Annotated in this window: 19 protein-coding genes; 13 read left to right on the top strand and 6 right to left on the bottom strand. The window is 54.9% G+C overall.

The features are described from left to right. The first annotated feature begins 152 nt into the window (after positions 1-152). Entirely contained in the window at positions 153-2,090 is a 1,938-nt protein-coding gene (locus tag PZA18_RS18340; protein ID WP_284102322.1) for a M64 family metallopeptidase, read from the top strand. A 12-nt stretch (positions 2,091-2,102) separates the two neighbouring features. Next, a complete protein-coding gene (locus PZA18_RS18335; RefSeq protein WP_284102321.1) occupies positions 2,103-2,885 on the top strand; it encodes a substrate-binding periplasmic protein in 783 nt (260 codons plus the stop codon). 40 nt (positions 2,886-2,925) lie between these two features. Here the strand turns inward: PZA18_RS18335 and PZA18_RS18330 are convergent, their stop codons facing one another. From PZA18_RS18330 to PZA18_RS18315, 4 genes are all read right to left on the bottom strand, one after another. Further along, positions 2,926-3,918: a GGDEF domain-containing response regulator gene (locus PZA18_RS18330; protein WP_284102320.1), complete on the bottom strand. Its 993-nt coding sequence runs from the start codon at positions 3,916-3,918 to the stop codon at positions 2,926-2,928. 88 nt (positions 3,919-4,006) lie between these two features. Then, entirely contained in the window at positions 4,007-4,438 is a 432-nt protein-coding gene (locus PZA18_RS18325) for a response regulator (protein ID WP_284102319.1), read from the bottom strand. Positions 4,439-4,599: 161 nt separating this feature from the next. After that, the gene (locus PZA18_RS18320; RefSeq protein ID WP_284102318.1) at positions 4,600-5,259 is read right to left on the bottom strand and encodes a hypothetical protein; all 660 of its coding nucleotides are present in this window, start codon (positions 5,257-5,259) and stop codon (positions 4,600-4,602) included. After that, complete coding sequence (locus tag PZA18_RS18315) at positions 5,252-5,812, bottom strand: DUF6891 domain-containing protein (protein WP_284102317.1); 561 nt, start codon at positions 5,810-5,812, stop codon at positions 5,252-5,254. Before PZA18_RS18315 ends, PZA18_RS18320 begins: the two co-directional genes overlap by 8 nt. A 1,307-nt stretch (positions 5,813-7,119) precedes the next feature. Here PZA18_RS18315 and PZA18_RS18310 point away from each other — a divergent pair. After that, on the top strand, positions 7,120-8,925 hold the full coding sequence (locus tag PZA18_RS18310) for a S8 family serine peptidase (protein ID WP_284102316.1): 1,806 nt from the start codon (positions 7,120-7,122) through the stop codon (positions 8,923-8,925). A 272-nt stretch (positions 8,926-9,197) separates the two neighbouring features. On the opposite strand, the gene PZA18_RS18305 is transcribed toward PZA18_RS18310, so the two are convergent. Beyond that, on the bottom strand, positions 9,198-10,616 hold the full coding sequence (locus PZA18_RS18305) for an aspartate aminotransferase family protein (protein ID WP_308447421.1): 1,419 nt from the start codon (positions 10,614-10,616) through the stop codon (positions 9,198-9,200). 144 nt (positions 10,617-10,760) lie between these two features. Between PZA18_RS18305 and pheA the strand changes: the two genes are divergently transcribed. From pheA to PZA18_RS18290, 3 genes are all read left to right on the top strand, one after another. Then, positions 10,761-11,834 carry a prephenate dehydratase gene (gene pheA / locus PZA18_RS18300; RefSeq protein ID WP_284102315.1) on the top strand — a complete coding sequence of 358 codons (1,074 nt, stop codon included), beginning with the start codon at positions 10,761-10,763 and terminating at the stop codon, positions 11,832-11,834. Continuing rightward, a complete protein-coding gene (locus tag PZA18_RS18295; protein ID WP_284102314.1) occupies positions 11,834-12,226 on the top strand; it encodes a nuclear transport factor 2 family protein in 393 nt (130 codons plus the stop codon). The genes pheA and PZA18_RS18295 overlap by 1 nt, the downstream gene beginning before the upstream one ends. Before the next feature lie 146 nt (positions 12,227-12,372). Further along, positions 12,373-12,954, top strand: coding sequence for an LOG family protein (locus tag PZA18_RS18290; protein ID WP_284102313.1), 582 nt, complete (start codon positions 12,373-12,375; stop codon positions 12,952-12,954). 402 nt (positions 12,955-13,356) lie between these two features. Here PZA18_RS18290 and PZA18_RS18285 read toward each other — a convergent pair whose 3' ends face one another. After that, positions 13,357-13,635 (bottom strand): hypothetical protein, encoded by a 279-nt coding sequence (locus PZA18_RS18285; protein WP_284102312.1) that lies wholly within the window; start codon positions 13,633-13,635, stop codon positions 13,357-13,359. 472 nt (positions 13,636-14,107) lie between these two features. Here PZA18_RS18285 and hisC point away from each other — a divergent pair, with 472 nt between their 5' ends. The 7 genes from hisC (at position 14,108) to PZA18_RS18250 (ending at position 22,630) form a co-directional block, all read left to right on the top strand. After that, positions 14,108-15,205 (top strand): histidinol-phosphate transaminase, encoded by a 1,098-nt coding sequence (hisC, locus tag PZA18_RS18280; protein WP_284102311.1) that lies wholly within the window; start codon positions 14,108-14,110, stop codon positions 15,203-15,205. A 65-nt stretch (positions 15,206-15,270) separates the two neighbouring features. Continuing rightward, entirely contained in the window at positions 15,271-15,942 is a 672-nt protein-coding gene (gene elbB, locus PZA18_RS18275; RefSeq protein WP_284102310.1) for an isoprenoid biosynthesis glyoxalase ElbB, read from the top strand. Positions 15,943-16,255: 313 nt separating this feature from the next. Continuing rightward, complete coding sequence (gene aroF, locus PZA18_RS18270) at positions 16,256-17,275, top strand: 3-deoxy-7-phosphoheptulonate synthase (RefSeq protein ID WP_284102309.1); 1,020 nt, start codon at positions 16,256-16,258, stop codon at positions 17,273-17,275. A 193-nt stretch (positions 17,276-17,468) separates the two neighbouring features. Continuing rightward, complete coding sequence (locus tag PZA18_RS18265) at positions 17,469-18,125, top strand: hypothetical protein (protein WP_284102308.1); 657 nt, start codon at positions 17,469-17,471, stop codon at positions 18,123-18,125. A 327-nt stretch (positions 18,126-18,452) separates the two neighbouring features. Further along, complete coding sequence (locus PZA18_RS18260; RefSeq protein WP_284102307.1) at positions 18,453-20,279, top strand: GYF domain-containing protein; 1,827 nt, start codon at positions 18,453-18,455, stop codon at positions 20,277-20,279. Between the two features lie 206 nt (positions 20,280-20,485). Further along, complete coding sequence (hutG, locus tag PZA18_RS18255; protein WP_284102306.1) at positions 20,486-21,424, top strand: formimidoylglutamase; 939 nt, start codon at positions 20,486-20,488, stop codon at positions 21,422-21,424. A gap of 195 nt (positions 21,425-21,619) precedes the next feature. Next, complete coding sequence (locus PZA18_RS18250) at positions 21,620-22,630, top strand: ABC transporter permease subunit (protein ID WP_284102305.1); 1,011 nt, start codon at positions 21,620-21,622, stop codon at positions 22,628-22,630. The last annotated feature ends 8 nt before the right edge of the window (positions 22,631-22,638 follow it).

The following is a 22,638-nucleotide window of genomic DNA, read 5'->3' as shown; positions in this document are numbered from 1 at the left end:
CGATTTTTGGGGCATGGCGTCGTTAGGGTTCGTTTATTTAGCTCGCTAAACCGCACTCACCCTGCCTCGCCCTGCCCCAAAACTCGGCCCGGCGCGACCGGAAACAAAACGTCAACAGAGCCTAAGTTGAATGTGATTCTCAGCAGGTTTTGTTGACCGGCCATCTCCGACGGGAATTGGAATGGCTGCAGAACCTGAACCTCTCCCCGGAGCTTGAATTCATGAATGTGCGTGCCCGTTTCCGTGCCGGCTGCCGTTGGCTGCTGGCTGTACCGCTTGCTTTGGTAACTGCCGGGGTTGGTGCAGAAGATTGCGCCAGCGCTGGCCAGCCTTTGCTGATTGTCCCGGTTGAATTAAGTGACCAGTCTGTGGCTGCTCGGCCCGCCATTGGCGAGCTGCAGCGCCGGCGGGGGGCGCTGCCCGCCAGCCACCGCAACCAGTTTGCCGATGCGGCCGATCTACCGGTAGCCGAACTGCTGGATGCCCAAGGGCGTGTTCTGCACACGCAGCCCTTCCAGTTCAAGCGCCAGCTGACGGTGCCGCCCGCAGAAGGCGGGCATGTGCATACGGCGCCGGTTGATCTGGCCCGGCCATCGGCCGTGCTGGTGATGCCGGCAATGCCCGAGGCGCATGATGTGCGGGTGCGGCTGCCTCGTAACCAGCTGGCGGCATCCTCTGCTGCTGGGCAGGCGATGCGGGCCTTGCCGGCCATCCCATTGAGCGAGGCGCAGTGCAGTCAGACCCCTCCGCGGCCGGCGCCTGCTGCGGCCGGTAGTTTCAATGTACTGTTGCTGGCCAGTGGGTTCGATGCCTCGAATCTCAGCCAGTTTCAGAGCAAGGCGGATGAAGTCAAGAGCCTGATGCTGGCTACCGAGCCTTACAAGAGCCTGGCCAGCCGGATCAAGATCACGCCTGTCAGCAATACCCAGTCAATGGGGTGCGCCAATAATTGTGCGGGTATCGAGCGCCTGATGTGCTGTGATGACACCAAGGTGATTGCCGCTGCAACGGCCTCCGGCCAGCCCTTTGATGAAATCGTGGTTCTGCACAATCTCACTTCGTATGCCGGATCGGGCGGTCGTGATCTGGGGACTTTCCAGACCAACAGCTACAACAGCTACACCACGGCCTACATCGGCACTTCTACCGGGCCGATGGTGTTGCATGAGTTCGGCCACAGCTTTGGCAATTTATGTGACGAGTACACCTATGGCAGCGAAGGCTACGCCTACAACGAGTGTGCCAACTGCAAGGCCACCTGTTCCGACTTCGAGAATCTGGCCTTGCGCTGCAGCACCTCCTGTGATGCCCGGCCCAATTTCAGCCGGCCGGAAGACAGCGTGATGCTGACCTTGGGCATCCTCACCTATAACGGCCCGAGCATCGAACGCTCGCTCAAGCCCCGCCTGCAATACTTTATCGGCAGCACGACCGCTACCCTCAGCAGCCTGTCGGTTTCAGGGGATGCCTCGGTGGCCAGTGGCGCGACATTGCAACTGACGGCCCGTGCCAGTTATTCAGATGGCAGCGTGTCAACGGTCAATGCGAACTGGAGTGTATCGGGCCCCGCCACCATCAGCAGCAGTGGCCTGCTGACAGCGGGCTCGGTGACTGCCGATACGGTGGCAACGGTGACGGCGACATTCACCCAGGATGGTGTCAGCCGGACAACGACTTTTACGGTCACCATCAAGGCGGGCGGCACCGCCGCGACTTTCCCGGTTCTGACGGACGGTGCCGGTGTCAGCGGTGCCATTACGGCCCAGACCCTGACGGCGGCGATCAATGTGCCTTCCACGGATATGGGCAAGGCGGGTCAGCTCTATGTGGCGGCGATTGTTGGGGGACAGCTGTTCCTGCTTGATCCTTCCCGTGGCTGGGTGGCATTTGCGGCCGGGCAGGCACTGCCGGTATTTGCCTCGGTGACACTCGGCCAGCATTCCCTGCCGATTGTCGGCACGCCATCCAACCTCACGCCTTATAAAGGTCTGGATATTTATGTGGGTTACGGTGTCGGCAGCAGCCCGACTGAAGCAGACAATAGTCTTTTTGCCGCCAAGACCTTCGCCAAGGTCTACACCGTGCAGTAGTGTCGGCCGGCCATGAAATTGCTGGGGATGGCGATGCTCGGCCTGTTGCTGGCAGAACAAGCCTCTGCGAGCGATAGCGTGGTAGCGGGGGTATTTACGGTGGCCCCTTATGTGATGGTGCATGAGGGGGGCACGCCCACTGGCGCGCTGATTGACTATTTCGACAAAGAAGTCGCCCCGCGTGCCGGGGTGACTTTTCGTTGGACCGGGCCGGTATCGGTGGCCCGTCTCACCCGCAATCTGGAAACTGGTGATTTTGGCTTTACACCAATACTGACCCGTACCCCGGAACGCCTGTCCCGCTACCGCTTCAGCCCTGCACCATTCATGTATTTTCAGCCGCTGCTATCGGTGCGCACCCATTCGGATCTCGTCGAAATCAAAGATCAGTCCAGCCTGTATGGGATGACGGTCGGGTATATCGAAGCGGCGGCGTTTCCAGACATCCTCAAACATCCGCAGATCAAGCTGGATCTGACTGGCCAAGCGGATTGGGAAAGCGCCAATCTCAACAAGCTCAAGCTGCGGCGCATCGACGCTGCGTATTTTTCGGATGTTCGTACCGCAGACTATTTTTCCCGTAGGGGCGGGGTGGAAATGCGCATGGTGAAGTTACCCGTGCCGCACATTGCCCTGCATGCGGCTTACTCATTGCATCTGCGCGAAGACATTGCACGGCGGATTGACGCAGCGATTGCGACGGCCGGCCCTCCAGACTTTGATCGACTGATCCAGCCCTATTTACCGACACCCAAAGCGCCGATGCCTGTCGTTCCCAAGCGCGACGCCAAGTAATGTGGCCTCCTGGGTTCTGTAAACCTTACGTCAACAGAACCTAGAAGCTTTGTACCTGATTGCGACCACCGGCCTTGGCCTGATACAACGCCTGGTCGGCCCGCACATACAGGCTGGTCAGGGTGTCATCTGCCCGATAGCTGGCCACGCCAAAGCTGGCACTGCGTTGGCCTACATCGGCGAAGCTGTGATGGGCGATACGCTCGCGCAGGACTTCTGCCACCTCGCAGGCGCCTTGCTGCGTGGTGTTGGGACAGATCACCAGAAATTCCTCGCCCCCCCAGCGTCCGACTACGTCTGTCTCGCGGACACGCTGCCGCAGAATGTGGGCAATATCGACCAGTACAGCATCGCCCACCGCATGGCCATATTGATCATTCACCTGCTTGAAGAGATCGACATCAAGCAGGATCAGTGAGAAGGCATTGCCATAGCGCTGGGCGGTGGCGAATTCATGTTCGCAGACTCGGTCAAGGTAATGGCGGTTATACAGGCCGGTCAGCCGGTCGGTGATGGCCAGCTTTTCCAGCTGCTGGTTCTTCTCGGTGAGCTCCTGAGTACGCGCTGCCACGATCTGTTCCAGCTCTTCATTCATACGCCGCAGCTCGGCATTCTGCTGTTCCAGCGCCTGGGCCATATCGTAGACACGCAAGGCCGAGTTAACCGTGAGCAGGACATCTTCGTTATTCCAGGGCTTTTCGAGGAACCGATAAAGATTGGCGTCGTTAATGGCGCGCTTGACACCTTGCAGGTCGCTCTGGCCGGTCAGCATGATGGTGATGGCCTTGGGCAGGAGCTTGTGGATGCGGACGAGCAGCTCATCCCCTTTCATGCCGGGCATGATGTAGTCGGAAATCACCACGCAAAGTTCGGTGCCTTCCGCCTGCATATCGTGGACGATCTCCAGAGCTTCTTCGCCACTCTCAGCCAATTCCAGAATCTGGTCGGGCTGCAGATTCTTGCTGAGCAGAAAACGCATGGCATTGAGCACGCCTTGATCGTCATCGACACAAAGTATGGCGTGTGGCCCCATGACTCAGCACCTGTCTGGGCGGATGGCAAAGGGTAGATCAGAAAAGCTTGCCCAGCGCCAGGGAGCGATAACAGCGGGCTGTGCCCCCTCAGTGGCTGCCATGCTGGGCCTCCTGAAAACGCTCCGCAAACTGCTTCAGACCGTTGTCGATGCAAAGGAGTAGCTCATCTGAATCCCACGGTTTTGCGAAGAAGGAAAACAGTCCTGCTTCGTCCCTGGTGCGTTGCACGGCTGACTCCTCAACCTGCCCGGACAGCATGACGGTGATCACAAATGGGAAGCGCTTCGATGCCTCAATCAGAAACGCATCGCCTTTCATGCCGGGCATCAGAAAGTCGGAAATGATGACCAGCGGCAATAAACCCTCCCCAGCCAGCTCGTCCAGAATCTCCAATCCTTCTTCCGCACTTTCTGCGACCTCAATGATGTGTTTGCTGCCATAGACTTTGCGTAATTGATCGCGGAGGGCATTCAACACGATGGCTTCGTCATCCACACACAGCAGGATTCCCTGTTTCATCGTGAATTCCTCAGAGGCGGTTTGCAAAGTTGCAGTGCGTTGCCAGGCCGCTGCGGGGCAAGGCAAGGCGTAACAAGCGATGTGTGATCGGCCCAGTTCCGACGAGACGCCATGTTTGATTAAACGTCGGCAGAGCCCGTGTATCTGACCTTATTTATAGATCAAGAATCCGGGGTGATGGCGGCGGGGAAGTTTGGTTGGCTTGCCAGACATTCGGGTGATGTCTGGTGAAAGTAGGGGAAGTCACACCAGCGGCCAGACTGAAACTGGATGGGGCGATAAACATTGCCCTGCCAACGATAGGTGATGGCGGTGACCTCATGACCACCGCTGCCCCAGTTGGGCAGATAGGTCTGGAAGTCATGCCAGCCGGCCACCTGATGGCGCAGCCGATATACCGGATGGTGCGCCTGCTCGATGATGCCGGAAAGCACCCTCACCCTGCCACGATGATGACCAAACAGGCGGTATTCGCCACTGCGAGCCCCTCCGCCGACGCAGTACAGCGTCTGTGCTGGCCCCGCATCGCGTAGTTTGACGGAATGTCTGGGCGGCGAACTCCAAGGCCAGCCCATTGGGGTGGCAGAAACCTGCACTTGCCAAGCCCGGATGCTGGCAAGCGAAGAAGAATTTTTGGGGCCATCCGGAACATGAGAAACAGCGCTGTCCACGGCAGGCGGGGGAGGGGACGATGCAGGCGCTTCGGTCGCGACGGCACCATTGGTCAAAGCGATGGTTCCGGTCAGCAACCCGACCAGCAGACGCCAGCCCCGCCAGCAGGCATGGCGGGGCTCAGGGTTCGGTAGACGGTTATTAGCCACCGCCCCGCTTCTGCCAGCGAAACTCGGGTAACTCAATGCGCGCCCCGGCACTGCCAGACCACTTGGCGTTCAGCCCCTTCTTTTGCAGAACTTCGACCACCTTGGCGGCAACGGCCTGTTTGTCCGCCTCCTTGCCACTGAACGCCCCCACCGCGATATACAGACCCTGGCCATCTACTGCCTGCTCAAGATCCTGTCCGTGATAAAAGCAGTAGCCCGTAATCCCTGATTTGGCGCCACCACGATCGTGGTAGACCTCCGAGCACTCACTGACCCCGTCTTCATGGGTATACCCGGCGTTCTGCAGAGCAATGATGCCGCCGTCGTCCAGGGTATCGAATGCGGAATCCAGCCGGTCACAGTCCGTCTTGTTCGGCCAGCTGCGCTCAGCCTCTGCCTTGCGGGCCAGCTCGCTGGCGATTTGGCTCGATACCGCCTTGCGGTCAAGTTTCTCTTCGGCAAACACCTCATGCACGATTTCAGGAATCTCATCGCCAGGGAACAGGCCAGACCACACGAGGCGCCTTACTGCATCGACTATTTCTTGATTCATCTCCAAAGCCTCCGAGTCGTATTAGGAGAAAGGCCATAGCGCATTGCCCAAGCAACTGCCTGCAGCTTTCGACTGCAGGGCAGGCGCTTGGCAAGTCTGCCAAACATGGAGAGTGGAAGCTTGCCCGGCTGGCACGCGCCGTTACGGTTCGTTACTTGTCTGATGTGCCGGGGGACTTGCAAGCCCGAGCGACCAACCAACCGGCCAGCCCTGACGTTGATGCCCCTTCTACATAGCCCGAATTGTTTAGCCCATCAGCATAAGCATCTTCTAACACAAGAATAGGCCAGATTACAGCGCCCTGCGCAAGGAAATTGAAAGGGTGTCAATAAATGTCACTAATATTTCAATAAAAATCAATAGATTGCAGAGATGTCTTAAGATTTTTTGCGTAAAGACAGTCTTGGGCGCTGCAACTCTGTATGCACTGCGATGCAGGTAATTGAATAATCAGAGAGATTTATGCGAAAGCGCGGGCTGCTTTGTCGAAGGGGGTGGACTCCATTTGTTCAAATAATTCGACTGCATGGTGAGGTGTCCTGTGACTACCCCTATATGCTCAGATGTACCCCGAAAGCAGGTACTGCGGACTAAATGGCCAAACGAAATAACATTCTCTCAGTATTTTGATGATGTTTAAAATACCTAGAGTATGTATTAATTGAAGATTTATTGTTCTGCAATGAAGAACAGTGTGTAAATTTGAATTGATACGGAACCTTATGAGTTTCCTTGAGTTGTGCATATTAGACACAGATTTATTTTCAATTCGTTTGCTGTCGGTGTTTTTAACGCTATGATTTTTATGAAAAAAATAGGAGAAAGTTGTAAGTTTCAACTGTCTTGTGAAAAACTAACAAACTGTATGGTTGACAGATGTCCCAGGAAAAACAAGAATCTGCTTCGTGATCGTTTTGTTAATTTCAATCCGGAAAACAAATTATTAAGAACCAGTTTGTGTGCTGGCTTCTTGGAAATGAAATGCCAAAACTGGAACGATTTGCCTGAAAACAAAAAACATCTTGCGATGTGGTAAGTCAAATATGTATATGATGCGTGTACATAAGCGGTGTATATAATTGCCTCTTTTTAAGTATATGGCCTTTTGTGAAAAACAAATAACAATATTGCCTCGGCAATAAAGGGTACCTGCCGTGCCATGCTAAATTGGCACGGCGGGTGTATTTTTTATGGCATTCGCAGGGTGCCTTTAACCGTTTTCAGAATACGGTTGCCTGTCTTTTCAATTCAATATGTGTTGTCGTTTGTGCCTTTTAATCAAAACCAAACAAAGGAAATATAAGGTCATGCAACTCAAGAAAAGTACGATTTTCACAAGAACTATACTGGCTGCATCTGTATTGGGGTTATCTGCAATGGCAACTGTGCATGCGGAAGAGCCTGTTGTGGTGGGGTTGATTGTAAAATTCAAAAATCAGCCCAATCAGCTTCGGGCTACCCAGAAACAAGACCGTTCCGCCCGTGTGATGTCGGCAGGGCGCTCCATGGGGCTTGAACTGCGAGAAAAGGCTAATTTCGAAGTCAATGCCCTCTCAAAGAGGGAGATTCAGGTTTATTCCCTTAATGGATCTACGACTGAAAGCAAGATTCGGGATCTTGCCAAACAGCTGAAGGAACAGAATCCATCCATTGAATACGCAGAACCAGATCTGTTGATGCATGCCTTGGATGAGCCAGATCGCAGCAAACCAAATGATCCCTTTTTCTTTGTACAATGGCATTTGAAAAATACCCGAACTGATGTGGCTTGGAATAGAACAAATGGAAAGCATGTCAGAATTGCAGCAATTGATACGGGAAATGTCCGTAATCAGGATTTAATTGAAAATATAATCCCGGGATACGATTTTACAAGTAAAAATATCTCTGTTCCTGCTGAGAAAGATTCAACCGGGAAGATTATCAAATATAAATCGGTAGATAACTCTGGTGATGGTGATGATTGGGATACTGATCCTACTGATCCCGGTGATATGGCACCAGAAGGTTCTTGTGGGCTGGATCCGGTACACATCCAGAGTTCATGGCATGGCACGACAGTTTCATCCATTATGGCGGCAACGACCAATAATGGCGCATCGGTGGCCGGGGCGGCGTATGGTGCAAAGGTAATGCCATTAAGAGTGCTTGGTAAATGCGGTGGTGCAACGTCGGATATTATTGCTGCCATTTATCACGCCTCTGGTGTCAATATGACCTGGAATGGAAAGCCCGCCAGAGCGATACCTGAAAAAGTCAGAGTGATTAATATGTCTCTGGGTGGGCGTGGTCAATGTGGAATTTCTCTTCAAACCGCGATTGATGATGTGGCCAAACTGGGGGTTGTATCGGTTGTTGCTGCAGGCAATTCGGGTTTGAATATCGACACAACACCGTATTCACCTGCGGGCTGTAATAACGTGATTACGGTGGGCGCATCAGATCAAGAGGATAATCGGGTTATTCCGCAACCCGCGTCAGGACGAGAATGGGGTAGTAACTGGGGTGCGAATAAAGTCGCTGTATATGCGCCCGGCGTAAGAGTATTTACCGTTTGGGGAATGGATTCGTGGAATTATCATGATGGTACTTCATTCTCTGCACCCCAGGTTTCGGCTGCAGCGGCAATGATGCTTTCACAGAACCCTTCACTGAAGCCTGCGGACATCAAGAAAGCCATTCAGGAAACAGCACGGGTGTCTGGTGATATTAAGATTTTGGACACCGAGGCAGCAGTTGCTCGGGTTTCCTCGGGGCCTGGTTATTTTCTTGGGAAGATTTATATCGAGGGCTTTAATCGCTATCCGGATGATTCGGGGTTTGACTTTTGGATGAATGCCATAAAAGGTAATGGCGGTTGTAGTTTGAGCAAGCTGGGGGCGGTTGCGAATGATATTCTCACAACCTCGGACTTCTTAAATACCAACAAGACCAATGCAACCAGGCTGGATGCTGCTTATAGGGCCTTGTTCGCGAGGCAGCCCGACACAGCAGGCTATAACTGGTGGCTTGCCAAGCTGGATGCCAATCAAATTTCTTGGGCTGATCTGGTTAAAAACTTCGTAACGAGTGATGAGTTCGTTAAACTGGCACCCAAATACTGTGCACAGTAATTAGTATTTGAAAGGATAGTTGGCCGGGCATATTGAACATTGCCCGGCCTTTTATCACTTTTTGATTGCATAAAAGTATTGGTAATTTGCCATTATCTATGGGTTTTTCGGATGAATGATCCAAGTTGGGTTGGTTGTGGTGTGCTGCAGGTTTGCCGGGCTTGATGATGATGCGTTGAAGTTGACTGATCCACTGCAATGGCAAGATTTAAAAGAAATGCCGCCATGAAATATAAATTCGTGGCGGCATTTTCATGGATGGCAGATTGCGATTAACCGGCGGCCTTTATGGCCTCTTTCAAGGTCTCGGTCATCTGCCAGATTTCATCCGTACTCGCAATGAATGGAGGGGCGAGTACGATGATGTCGCCTGTGAAGCGCACCAGCAGGCCGCGCTTCAGGGATTCTTCAAAAATGCGTACGGCGCGCAAACCGGGCTTGTCGGCGGCGGAGAGTTCAACAGCTGCTGCGAGGCCGAAATTGCGGATGTCGATAACGTTTGCTTCACTGCGCAAGCCATGTACGGCGTCTTCAAGGACGGGCGCCAGCTCACGCACGCGGGCCGGGGTGTCCTGTTCGGCATAGACGTCGAGCGTGGCGTGGGCGGCTGCTACAGCCAGTGGATGACCGGAGTAGGTGTAGCCGTGGAAGAATTCGACCATGTGCTCGGGGCCGGTCATGAAGGCTTTGTGAATGTCGTCGCGCACGATGACACCACCCATGGGGACAGCACCGTTATTGACGCCTTTGGCAAAGGTGATGATATCCGGGGTGACGTCGAATGCCTGGGCGCCAAACATAGCTCCCATGCGCCCGAAGCCAGTGATGACTTCGTCAAAAATCAGCAGGATGCCATGCTTGGTGCAGATATCGCGCAGGCGTTGGAGGTAGCCAACAGGAGGGATGACTACGCCAGCTGAGCCTTGCATCGGCTCGACGATGACGGCGGCGATGGTCGAGGCATCATGCAGCTGGACCATGCGCTCCAGCTCGTCGGCCAGATGGCTGCCCCAGCCGGGCTGACCCCGCGAAAACGCCATTTCCTTCAGATTGTGGGTATGGGGCAGGTGGTCTACGCCGGGAATCATTGCTGGTGCGTACAACTTGCGATTGGCGACCATGCCACCAACCGAGATGCCGCCGAACCCTACGCCGTGATAGCCCTTTTCCCGGCCGATGAGCCGGGTACGGCTCGCGTCGCCACGGGCACGGTGGTAGGCGAGGGCGATTTTCAGCGCGGTATCGACAGCCTCTGAGCCGGAGTTGACGAAAAAGACATGGTCCAGACCTTGCGGTGCCAGCTTGGCAATACGCTGAGCGAGGCGGAATACTGGTTCGTGCCCCATCTGGAATGCGGTGGCGTAGTCCAGGGTGTCTGCTTGTTGCTGAATCGCTTTGACCACACGTGGCTGACGGTGACCCAGACCACAACACCAAAGCCCGGAAAGCCCATCAAACAATCGCTGGCCTTCGGTGGTGGTGTAATAGGCACCTTCTGCGCTGGCCAGCATCCGGTAGGCATGGTGCTCGCGGAAGTAGCGGTTGTGGGTGAAGGGCATCCAGTAATGCGAGAGATCGGTGGTATCTGTCATGGTGCGCTCAACAGGGCGGGTTGGAATGGTTTCGAGTATGGCGAGTGGCTGGGCCGCTGCCAAGTTGTCTGTTGCGGTGCAACCACGCAAGGCGCGCATGTCCGCCTGTGCTATCCTCGGGTGTCTGGTTCGCCCTCGAAGTGTTTATGCAGACAGGCTTTGCGCTTGCTGCGGCTTGTTGATACAAGCCATCTGCCGGGGGTGACTGTCATCTTTAGGACTCCGCAAACCTGGGCTTGATTTATGTCCGACGAACTCCTCCGGCAACATCGTGATGCCATCGACGCGCTCGACGTCGAAATTCTCCGCCTTATCAATCAACGTGCCGAGCATGCCCGCCATATTGGCGAAATCAAGGGCGGGGGCCTGGTGTATCGCCCCGAGCGCGAAGCGCAGGTGCTCAGCCGCATCAAAGGTCTGAACCAAGGGCCGTTGCCCGATGAGTCCATCGCCAAGCTGTTTCGCGAAATCATGTCGGCCTGTTTGTCGATCGAGCGCCCGCTTACCATCGCGTTTCTGGGGCCGGACGGTACCTTCAGCCAGTCTGCCGCGATCAAGCACTTCGGCCACGCTGCGGTAACACTGGCTTGCGCCAGTATCGACGAGGCTTTCCGGGTGGTGGAGGCGCGTAGCGCCGATTATGTGGTGGCGCCAGTCGAGAACTCGACCGAAGGCGCTGTGGGTAGAACCCTGGACTTGATGCTTGCCACCCCCCTCAGCGTGTGCGGCGAAGTCGTCTTGCGCATCCACCACCATCTGTTACGGCGCGAACCGAGCCAGACAGGCATCCGGCGTGTGTATTCACATGCACAGTCGCTCGCCCAATGCCATGAATGGCTGAATAAAAACCTGCCAGCCGATGTCGAACGGGTCTCCGTATCCAGTAACGCCGAAGCAGCCCGATTGGCAAGCCTGGATAGCGATTGCGCCGCCATTGCCGGTGATGCGGCAGCTGAGCGCTTCGGCCTGATCAAACTGGCTGACAACATTGAAGACGAACCAAACAACACCACCCGTTTTCTGGTGCTGGGTTATCACAAGACCACCCCATCAGGCCGAGACAAAACATCCATCGTCATGTCGGCACAAAACAAGCCGGGCGCCGTGCATACCTTGCTGTCACCCCTGGCCGAAAATGGGGTGTCGATGACCAAGTTCGAGTCGCGACCCTCCCGCACGGGTTTGTGGGAATACGTATTCTTTGTCGATGTAGAAGGGCATGCCGATGAAGCCGGGGTCATGCGGACGCTGGATCAGCTGCGCGACAAGGCAGCTTTCGTAAAGGTACTGGGAGCTTACCCGGTAGCGGTGATCTGATGGTTCAGGAAGATGCAGCGGCACAACTGGTCCGCGAATACTGGCAGCGTATGCAAACCAACGACTTTGCCTATGCGGCGCAGCTCTTGGCCGAAGACTACGTCCTGGATTGGCCCCAGTCTGGTGAGCGTCTTCGCGGGCGGGAGAATTTCACCCGCATGAACGCTGAATATCCCGCCCACGGCAAGTGGCGGTTCACGCTGAACCGGCTTGTCAGCGATGGCCGCGAAGTGGTCAGCGATGTATCGGTGACGGACGGCGTGCTGTCAGTGCGCGCGATCACTTTCAGTACGGTGGATGGGGGGCAGATTGTCTCTCAGCTTGAGTACTGGCCTGAGCCCTTCCCGGCTCCGCCAAACCGTGCACATCTGGTGGAGAGGATGCCCGCATAGAGAACTGCGGGATTTCCACAGTGAACCAATAAGTTAGCCCGGCATTCCAAGGTGGTCCCCCAAGTATTGGTGGGGTTAGGCTTTGCAGTCCCTGTTTGCGGATCGAGAAAAGCCTAGTTAGCTGACCCTTTGCAAGAGAAACGAAAATGAAAAAAGTTTGTGTTTTTTGCGGCTCCCGTGATGGCGCCAAACCCGAATACGTCGCGGCTGCCCGGGCACTTGGCGCCGAGTTGGCCCGTCGCGATCTCGCCCTGGTATATGGTGGCGGCAAGGTAGGCCTGATGGGTGTCATTGCCGATGCCGTCCTTGAAGCGGGTGGCAAAGTGTATGGCGTGATGACCGAGTTTCTGGTTGCGCGTGAAGTGGCCCACTATGGCCTGACCGAGCTGCAAGTGGTCAAGACCATGCATGAGCGCAAAGCTCTGATGGCCGAGATGGCCGATGGCTTCATCGCCATGCCCGGCGGATTCGGTACCTTCGACGAATTGTTCGAGATCATCACCTGGGCACAGCTGGGCGTACACAGCAAGCCAATTGCCTTGCTCAACACATCAGGCTATTTCAACCCGCTGCTGCAGATGGTAGACCACGCCATCGCCGAAGACTTCGTCCGCCCGGAGCAGACGGGTCTGCTGCTACGCTCGGATGAGATCAGCCCCTTGCTCGACGCCATGACCAACCATCAAGCGCCTGTGGTAGAGGTCGTGCTGGAAGCCAAGCAGATCTGATTCGGCGCCTACAGTTGTGGTGCACAGAAGGCCGCCTTGTGCGGCCTTGCTATTTTTTCCGTTTGCCTACCGACGGGTACAAGCTGGCCGATCTTGGCCGGTTTGAGATTTTGGGCGACGGGGGTGAGTAGATGTCAGGTTCCGTCTGCTTCTAAACTCAAAGCCGGAACTCTTTCTGTGCCAATGGTTTTCTTCATCTAATGGCTGGCAGGTATTGAATTTTCTGGGTAACTTTAAAATGAATAGCGCTTTCTGGGAATCTGGGTTGCTTATGCTGATTATTCTGGATTCCTTGTTTCTTTTGTTATTTTTTCTGTTTTTGATAAGCCGACCATCCCTTAAGGGGCGTAGGTTACAATTTTTCGGCATTTGCATTGCCTCTTCTCTGGTGGTAAATGCTATTTATTTTCCTTTTTCTGAATTTTTCTCCCAGATAGAATCCACTGCGCTAGGACTAATTTTCTCAGTTATTCTCCCGTGGGTGTTGCTATATGTGATCTTTTCCCGTGTGAAAGAGCAGAGCGGGGAGCGGCTGCCCTCGCGATCTTCGTTTCCAAAAAGCCTTCTGTATTGCTTGGCGTTTGCCTTCTTGTCGATCGATAAGCTCATTGCAACAGTTTGGGAGATTAATTCGCTTTCTCTCTCAAACCCTGCTGTACTTTGGTCGAGTTTGAACCACATGCTTCGTATAACCTTTTACTTGCTGATGTTCTTTGGGCTTATTCGATACTGGCGTGTGAATGGCTCGCTTATGCCAAACTGCCGGCAGATTGGGTCGTTGATTCTGTGCAATTTAGGTTTGGTGCTGACTTTTCTCTCTATATTGCAATCAATTTCTGTGCTTGTGGGGACTCATATTTTAATGAAGCCTGGTGGGGTTTCCTTCATTCCTTTCGGGTACTCGCTGACTCTTGGGCAGTTTGCTTGCGCGGTAGGGGTTTGTTTGGTGGAGTTATCCCGAGGGCTTAATCGGTATTCGCAAAGAGGTGGAATGCCAGGCGCAAGGGCAAACAGCTAGTGCTTTCTGCGATTTAAATAGGAAGAAAGGGATTTTGCTGCCGAGATTTGCTAGACTTGTTTGCTTTGAGAATATCCAGCTGGCTGTATTGATTTAACGTTGAAGCAATTTTTTAAAATTGAACAGGATCCCATCATGTCGCTAACCCAACTCGCCCCTGACTACATTCGTGCCATCGCTCCCTATCAAGGGGGCAAGCCGATTTCGGAACTGGCTCGTGAAATGGGGTTGGAAGAGTCGAGCATCGTCAAGCTGGCGTCGAATGAAAATCCGGTTGGTCTGAGCCCAAAGGCGCGAGCGGCCATGCTGCAGGCCATGGATGAGCTGACACGCTATCCCGATGGCAACGGTTTTGAATTGAAGGCCAAAATTGCGCAGAAGTTTGGTGTCCCGGCCGCAGGCATCGTTCTGGGCAATGGGTCGAACGATATTCTGGAGCTGGCGGCCCGTACCTTTTTGACGGCTGACGATAGCGTGGTGTATGCCCAGTATTCGTTCGCAGTGTATCCGCTGGTAACGCAGGCGGTTGGCGCACAGGGGATTGAGGTGAAGGCTGTTGAGTATGGGCATGATCTCAATGCCATGCTCGAAGCCATCCAGCCAAATACCAAGCTGGTATTTATTGCAAACCCCAACAACCCTACCGGCACCATGTGCCGCCCTGGCGACATTGTTGAGTTTCTGGAGAACTGCCCCACGAATGTTCTGGTGTTGATCGACGAGGCGTATACCGAATACCTGCCTGCAGAAAAGCAATGCGACACCATCGGCTTGATGAAGCGCTTTCCCAATCTGATTGTCAGCCGTACTTTGTCCAAGGCCTATGGCCTGGCTGGTCTGCGGGTTGGTTTCGGTCTGTGTGCCCCTGAGGTGGCAGACCTGATGAACCGAGTGCGTCAGCCATTCAATGTCAACAGCCTGGCACAAGCCGCAGCATGTGCTGCATTGGATGACAGCGAGTTCCTGACCGAAACTGTGCGCATCAACAATGAAGGCATGAAGCAGATTACCGATGCATTCATCCGCCTTGGCGTGTCGTTTATTCCGAGCTTTGGCAACTTTGTCACCTTCCATGTTGGTGATGGCCCGGCCCTGAACCGCTTCATGCTGGAGCGGGGGGTGATCATCCGGCCGCTGGCGAGCTACGGTATGCGCGATAGCTTGCGGGTGTCGATTGGCCTGCCTGCTGAAAATGCGCGTTTTATCGAGGTGCTGGAACAAGCCCTTGCCTGATTTCGCATTGCAGAAATGATTGAAACGGCGGGTAGCTGGCCCGCCGCCAAACCAAGAGGAAAACGATGAAAAAAGTCGCCGTGGTGTTGTCAGGATGCGGGTTTCTGGATGGAGCGGAGATTACGGAGGCCGTATCGACCCTGATTTCGCTATCCCAAGCCGGGATTGCCTACGACTGTTTTGCACCGGATCGTGCGCAGCTGCATGTGGTTGATCATGCCAAAGGGGCGCCAGCGGATGAGCAGCGCAATATGCTGACAGAAGCAGCCCGCATCGCTCGGGGGGACATCGCGGCACTGGGTACGCTGAAGGCGGACGATTACGATGCCATCGTTTTTCCGGGTGGCTTTGGCGCTGCTAAAAATCTCACCAATTTTCTTGAGGTGGGGGATGCCGCACAGATGTACGAGGACGTCGAATCTGCGGTGATGCCATTTGTTCATGCCAAAAAGCCAGTGGTGGCTCTGTGTGCGGCTCCGTTGATTCTGGGGCTGGCAGCCCAGGTGGCTGGAATTCGCAATGCCAAGATCACGCTGGGAGCAGGGGGGGAGCCTTTGAGTGAGGCTATTTCCACTTGGGGGCAAATCCACATAGCTTTGCCTGTTCAGCAAGCATGTGCCGATGAGACAAACCGCTTTGTGTCAGCACCGGCTTATATGTATGGTGATGCGAGCCCCGCAGAAATATTTGCATCTTGTCAGGCGGCGATTGCTGCATTGCAAACAATGTTGAGGTAAGATCAATCGTCCAGTTCGCTGACAAGCCAATTTTTTACCGACCATGACCTGCTGCCCGACCAATCTGCTCCAACACTTCGACCCCACAACGGTCGGCGTGCGCGCAGCTTTTTGGTTTTTTTATTATCCCTACCGGGAATAGCGGGCGGGGCGGCCAAGTTTTACCTCAAGCAACACACAGATAACACGTAACAGGCCCCGCAAGGGGCCTGTTGCTTTTTGGGCATTCAATTCTTTACTTAAATCAACGCCGGCACAGATTTTGGCCTGATCACCCAAGCTTGCCAGCGGTAACCGCACAAGGACACTTAAGATGATTATCGTTATGAACGCTTCGGCAACCGACTCCCAATTGGCAGCGGTCATTGAAAAAATCCGTGAGGCTGGCCTGACCGAACATATTTCCCGTGGCACAGAGCGCATCATTGTCGGCGCCATCGGGGATGAACGGTCACTATCTGAACAGGCTTTCGAACTGTTGCCAGGGGTCGAGCGTGCTATCCATATTGTGAAGCAATACAAAATCGTTGCCAGAGAAGGGCACCCGGACGGGACCATTGTTGACATCCGGGGTGTCAAACTGGGCGGCAAGGATGTGCAGGTCATTGCCGGGCCCTGTTCGGTAGAAACTCAGGAGCAAATGCATCTTGCCGCTGCCGGGGTACACGCCGCAGGTTGCAAGCTTATGCGTGGTGGGGCTTTCAAACCGCGTACCAGCCCTTACGCCTTTCAGGGGCTTGGCGTAACCGGGCTTGAATACTTTGGCAAGGCCGCGCGCGAATACAAGCTCCCCATCGTTACGGAGCTGATGGATGTGCGCATGCTGGACACCTTCATGGAACATGACGTCGATGTCATCCAGATCGGCGCACGTAACATGCAGAATTTTGATCTGCTTAAAGAAGTTGGCCGGGTCAACAAGCCTGTCATTCTCAAGCGTGGTCTATCCGCCACTATTTCAGAGTTACTGATGGCGGCTGAGTACATTGCAGCTGGAGGCAATCACAACATCATCCTGTGCGAGCGTGGCATTCGCACTTTCGAGACGGCATACCGTAACGTCCTCGATATCACAGCGATTCCCGTGCTGAAGAAGGAAACTCACCTGCCGGTAGTGATCGATCCTAGCCATGCTGGAGGAAAGGCCTGGATGGTGCCGGCACTGGCCCGCGCGGCGGTAGCCGCCGGTGCGGATGGCTTGTTGATTGAGATGCATCCGAATCCTTGCGAGGCCTGGTGTGATGCCGATCAAGCCCTGACACCGCAGGAGCTGAAAGATCTGATGGTGTCGCTCAAAGCGATTGCGCAGGCAATCGGTCGCGATTTGGCGTGATTGCCATTTTAGAATGGAAAATAGCCCGCTTAGACGGGCTATTTTTATTCCATTGGTATTTTCATGAAAAGTTAAGCTCGTTTACTTTTGATGGATTGATAGACATAAAATCAGACACCATTTCATAGCGGCGGAATATTGTTGAATATCTGAAACTGTATCGTCATAATCGCCAGATTTTGAATAGGTAGCGTTGAAGCTTATGCGTGGCAATAATACTTCTTTTAGAGCAGATCCTACGGGTTATATCAGTCGGACTGCGATCAATTCGGTGAGCGGTTTTCAGGTTGCGGCGCTTGGCGCCATGGGGCGGCAGCGAGTCAGCCTGCTGAATGCGCTCGGCGAAGGCCAGTTTGATCTGAGAAATGGCGCACAGCCTGGTGGCGTGACATTTGTACCATCGGGTGATTATTCAGAAAATGGTGGCGAGCAGGCGATTTCAGCATATTGGTGCCCATTTATTCAGGGCAATAGTGAAGTGGGTTCAATCGAAATCCCGGCGCATGCACCGGAGCATTCCTTTCTATTTACAGCGGCAATGAATGGTTGCAGCTTGCAGGTGGTGCCGGCCCCGGGGGGAAGATTGCGGGTTTTCCATAATCAACATCCGCACAATGCAAATCTCACTAATATCGTTACCAATCAAGGACAGCGGGAAATTATCGCCGAGCTCAATTATGCCGACTATGGCAATGAAGATGCAGCTGCGGTTTCCAATGCATTCTGTTTTATGTACTACACCAACAACCGTTGGCACCTGATTGCACAGCCACAGACAATTGCCGCCGATCTGTCTGTCAGTATCAATCCTGGTATTCCTCCCGTCGTGCGGCCAGTGCCGGATGCTTGATTCTTGAGCCTGCAAGGCCCTGCTGGTAGGCAATTTCCAGATTGCGCTTCAGCGTGCTGGGTCTGACGCGAGGCGAAGGTCATATCAATCAGCGATATGCCTCTCGGTTTCCCCGATTGGGTTCACGGGCTGTACAGGTTTTTAGTGCGAACCAGCCGCTTGGCGGTCAATACGGCAGACTGAAATCCAGTGCGATCGGGGGTAAACTTCCATGGGGCATTATGATGACTAAAAGTCATACCTCTAAGGGAATACGACATCCGGCTTAGAAAAAGCGACTGGCTCCGCGTACAATCGCTGCCCTGTTTTTTATTCACAATCAATAGCATGGCTTGGTATTTTGAACAGCGGGGGCGTCGCATTGGGCCGGTGTCGTCTGCTGCGATCCGACTTCTGATCGACCGTGGCGCACTGGGACCGGATGATCTGATCTGGCGTGACGCTGAAACCCAACCACGTCGCATTGGTGACGTGGTGAAAATGACCAACACCCCGCCCCCAGCCATAGCGGTGGTGATGGAAGCCCCTGCCTGCCCTGCGCCGGCCCCGGCGCCAGTAGACCCGGTGATAACTGAAGAGCCCCAGCTCAATTTGCGGCCGCAACCGCGTGGGGGCTTTCTGCGTCGGCACTGGGAAGGCCAGTATTCGCTTGCCCGCAGTTATTGGGTGCATGGTGTACTCGGTGGGTTGGCATTGCGCTTTGCACTGTCAATGGTCGAGCTGGTACTCGATGACTCAGATATGGCCTATGGCCTGGCGATCTGGCTGACAACCTACTGGGCAGCAACGCTATTGGTGATGGTCTGGCTATGGTGTGGAACCTGGCGCGCTGCCAGCCGGCATCTGAATGAAACCGGACGCACTTTCTGGCCCTTCATGGCGAAAGCAATGATCGTGGTAGGCATGCTTGGGCATAGCTTTCAGTTTCTGAACGACGACATCGGCTATCAGGGGATTGTCAGCAATCTGCGCCAGGAAGATGGTGACGAAACGTTGCCACCCTTTCAGTTGCGTTTGCTGCGCAGCGGCGCAGAGGTCGAATTCATTGGCGGTTTCCGACGCGGGGCTGCCCAGTCACTGCAGCAAGTGCTGGAACGGCATAAGGGGATCAAGGTTGTACACCTGACCAGCGCAGGGGGCTTGGTAAACGAAGGGCTGAAAATGCACGACGTTATCCGCAAAGCCCGGTTGAATACCTACGTTTCGAGCTTTTGTGCCAGTGCCTGCACGCTGGCTTTCATGGGCGGCGAAGATCGGGCCCTGAAAGACCACGCCACGCTTGGATATCACTCGCCTGACCTGTACGGCTTGAAGGGATCGCTATTGCGGAATGCACGGCAGGTTCAGCTTCGCTTTTTCGAGGAGCGAGGGGTGGATCCTGCCTTTGCACAAAAGGCGGTGCTGACACCCAACCAGACCATGTGGAGCCCGAAGCCGGACGAGTTGCAGACTGCCGGGGTGATAACCCGAACCACGGATGGCTACGAGTACGCGATATCAGGGGAAGAAGACGCGGACAACCCTTCGCACGTCACCAGCCAGTTGCTGCAGGAACCCATGTTCCGGGCGATTCGCAAGCGCTTTCCCGAGCGGTTCGATGTAATGGCGCAGATCGTCAGCGACGCGTACGCGCATGGTATCTCTCGTGGTGAAATGCAGGCGCAATTGTCCCCCCATATGCAAGCGATTACCGATGTCAGCCGGCCAATTGCCGCAGATGTGGCCATTCGCGACTACACCCGCGTTTTTGTCGAGCAAATGTGGATGCTGTCGAAGGTTGATGCCGGGCTTTGCCATGCTTATGCCTACAACCCACAGCCGGTGCACCGGTATGCAACGTATTTTCCCGGCCGCTTGCGACAGGCAGAGAAGGAGGCACTGCTCGCCGTTATCGAGAGTGCTGATACCGCCCGTACCAGCCGGTCGGACCAGCAGGCCTTGCAGCTTAGTGGCCAGGTGTGGTCTGCATTGCGCGAAAACTATGGGCGGGACGTTGAGACATTCCTGGCCAGCCAGCGCTCGGGGTTCCGGGGCAACTTCAACCCCTATGTCTCTTGCCGGCTGACCATCGCCTACTACCAGGCCGCGCTGTCACTGCCGGCCAGCCAGTCTGCCGAGCTGCTGCGCTTCCTTTACACGGACGCTTCCCGCTGACGTCTCTTGCTGATTTGGTTGCCATCCCGGTCGCATGTATCGGGATGGCGTCGTGCCAATTCATACCCACTGCGCCCGTGCCAGGATTAACCCTCTTATATATAGGGAAAACCCTAATCTATATATAGTGATCAACCGGGCAGCATCCGCAACGTCCCATGCAAACCCGCAGAACCAACAAACACCAAACATTGAAGGGGTAATCCGTGTATCAACCTGCAGAGATGTCGATATGGCGTGGCCGTGTCGATCATGAAGAGGGCGCGCTGGCAGTTCGCTGGCACGAACGCGTAACCGCCATGCATGGCGCCATTGGGCCGGGGGTTGCGCTTCTGGGGTTCCGTTGCGATGCCGGGGTGACACGAAATCAGGGCAGACCAGGGGCGAAGCAAGGTCCAACGGTGATCCGGCAGGCTTTGGCGAATATGGCTTGGCATCAGACCCGTCTGGTGCATGACGCGGGCGATGTCCATTGCGAAGATGATCAACTGGAAGCTGCGCAAACCGTGTTGGCCAGAGAAGTGGCGCAATGCCTGATGGATGGACACTTCCCGATTGTGCTGGGTGGTGGGCATGAAGTCGCTTTTGGCAGTTTCCTGGGTCTGGCGCGCTTTGCCGAGTCACAACCCAAGCCGCCTCGGATCGGCATCATCAACTTCGACGCGCATTTTGATCTGCGTGGTAGCGAGCGCCCCAGCTCGGGAACCCCCTTTCGCCAGATTGCCCGGATGTGCCAGGAGTCTGGCTGGCCATTCCGCTACTGCTGCCTTGGTGTGTCAGAACCCGGTAACACGCCGGCGCTGTTCGCTACCGCGCGGGAATTGAATGTGCTGTGGCGATTGGATGACGAAATGGGTATTCACCAGCTCGCAGACAGCCAGCAGCAAGTGAACGCCTTTGTCGAGAGCGTGGACTGGATTTACCTCACCATCTGTCTGGACGTTTTGCCCGCAGCGGTCGCGCCCGGCGTTTCGGCGCCGGCGGCAAGGGGGGTGGCGCTGGAAGTCGTGGAAACCTTGATTGATCAGATCAAGCAGTCTGGCAAGCTCAAAATGGCCGATGTCGCCGAAATGAACCCAAGTTTTGACATTGACAATCGAACCGCCAAGGTGGCGGCCCGCTTGGTCTGGCGGCTTGCCAGATAGTCGGCGATCTGCAAAAAGTTCCCTGCCATGTTGCGGCGCACCGTTGCTTATACGGGTTGCCGCCGGTAATATCCGCCGGTTTTTTCGCGGCCGGGGTCTTGGCCATGTTGACATTTTGCTTCTGGACCGGAAACAAAATGCCAACAGAGCCTGGTATCCGGTCGTCCGCCGGCATCCTTCCTGGGGAGTAACCCAATGTTTTCCTTTATTCTCCGCAAACTGGCGACGGTAATTCCGACCTTCATCGGCATTACCATCGTCGCTTTCGCGTTGATCCGCCTGATTCCTGGCGATCCGATCGAAGTCATGGTGGGCGAGCGCAAGCTTGATCCCGTCATGCACGCTGCAGCCATGAAGCGCCTGGGGCTGGATCAGCCGCTGCATGTGCAATATTTCGACTACATCAGCAAGCTCGCGCATGGCGATCTCGGTAATTCGCTGGTGACGCGTGAGCCGGTTACCAAAGAGTTCCTTACGCTGTTCCCGGCTACCGTCGAGCTCTCGATGTTTGCGCTGTTCCTGGCGGTGCTGATTGGATTGCCCGCCGGCATCATTGCAGCGTTGCGGCGAGGTAAATTGGTAGATCACAGCGTTATGGGGGTTGCCCTGACCGGCTATTCCATGCCGATTTTCTGGTGGGGTCTCATCCTCATCATGCTGTTCTCGGTGCAATTGGAGTGGACGCCAGTTTCCGGGCGCATTGCCATCGAATTCGATATCCCGGTCAAAACGGGCTTTTTGCTGATTGATTCCTACCTCTCCGGTGAAGAAGGGGCGTTCAAGTCTGCGCTGATGCACTTGATTCTGCCCTCGATCGTGCTGGGCACGATCCCGATGGCCGTTATCGCCCGGATGACCCGCTCATCCATGCTGGAAGTGCTACGCGAAGACTATGTGCGGACAGCGCGTGCCAAGGGGCTGTCGTCATTCCGCATCATTGCCGTGCATGCCTTGCGCAACGCCTTGATTCCGGTGATCACAGTGATTGGCCTGCAAGTTGGTGCCTTGCTTGCTGGCGCGGTACTGACGGAGACCATCTTCTCCTGGCCTGGCATCGGCAAGTGGCTGGTTGACTCGATCCAGCGACGCGATTACCCAGTGGTTCAGGCTGGCATCCTGATTTCTGCGACCATCTTCATTGTGGTCAACTTCGCCGTGGATATTCTCTACGGCATCGTCAACCCGCGCATTCGCAGCGAGCGCTAGGAGTTTTA

It is taken from the genome of Parachitinimonas caeni, from assembly GCF_030129945.1.
In the GTDB taxonomy this organism is placed as follows: Bacteria; Pseudomonadota; Gammaproteobacteria; order Burkholderiales; family Chitinimonadaceae; genus Parachitinimonas; species Parachitinimonas caeni.
This window is presented reverse-complemented; position numbering and strand designations above follow the sequence as displayed.

Excerpts from the sequence above, each read along its gene's own strand:
- PZA18_RS18335 (WP_284102321.1), top strand. The coding sequence starts at position 2,103 with ATGAAATTGCTGGGGATGGCGATGCTCGGCCTGTTGCTGGCAGAACAA.
- PZA18_RS18330 (WP_284102320.1), bottom strand. The coding sequence starts at position 3,918 with ATGGGGCCACACGCCATACTTTGTGTCGATGACGATCAAGGCGTGCTC.
- PZA18_RS18325 (WP_284102319.1), bottom strand. The coding sequence starts at position 4,438 with ATGAAACAGGGAATCCTGCTGTGTGTGGATGACGAAGCCATCGTGTTG.
- PZA18_RS18315 (WP_284102317.1), bottom strand. The coding sequence starts at position 5,812 with ATGAATCAAGAAATAGTCGATGCAGTAAGGCGCCTCGTGTGGTCTGGC.
- PZA18_RS18310 (WP_284102316.1), top strand. The coding sequence starts at position 7,120 with ATGCAACTCAAGAAAAGTACGATTTTCACAAGAACTATACTGGCTGCA.
- PZA18_RS18305 (WP_308447421.1), bottom strand. The coding sequence starts at position 10,616 with ATGCGCGCCTTGCGTGGTTGCACCGCAACAGACAACTTGGCAGCGGCC.
- pheA (WP_284102315.1), top strand. The coding sequence starts at position 10,761 with ATGTCCGACGAACTCCTCCGGCAACATCGTGATGCCATCGACGCGCTC.
- PZA18_RS18295 (WP_284102314.1), top strand. The coding sequence starts at position 11,834 with ATGGTTCAGGAAGATGCAGCGGCACAACTGGTCCGCGAATACTGGCAG.
- PZA18_RS18290 (WP_284102313.1), top strand. The coding sequence starts at position 12,373 with ATGAAAAAAGTTTGTGTTTTTTGCGGCTCCCGTGATGGCGCCAAACCC.
- PZA18_RS18285 (WP_284102312.1), bottom strand. The coding sequence starts at position 13,635 with ATGTGGTTCAAACTCGACCAAAGTACAGCAGGGTTTGAGAGAGAAAGC.
- hisC (WP_284102311.1), top strand. The coding sequence starts at position 14,108 with ATGTCGCTAACCCAACTCGCCCCTGACTACATTCGTGCCATCGCTCCC.
- elbB (WP_284102310.1), top strand. The coding sequence starts at position 15,271 with ATGAAAAAAGTCGCCGTGGTGTTGTCAGGATGCGGGTTTCTGGATGGA.
- aroF (WP_284102309.1), top strand. The coding sequence starts at position 16,256 with ATGATTATCGTTATGAACGCTTCGGCAACCGACTCCCAATTGGCAGCG.
- PZA18_RS18260 (WP_284102307.1), top strand. The coding sequence starts at position 18,453 with ATGGCTTGGTATTTTGAACAGCGGGGGCGTCGCATTGGGCCGGTGTCG.
- PZA18_RS18250 (WP_284102305.1), top strand. The coding sequence starts at position 21,620 with ATGTTTTCCTTTATTCTCCGCAAACTGGCGACGGTAATTCCGACCTTC.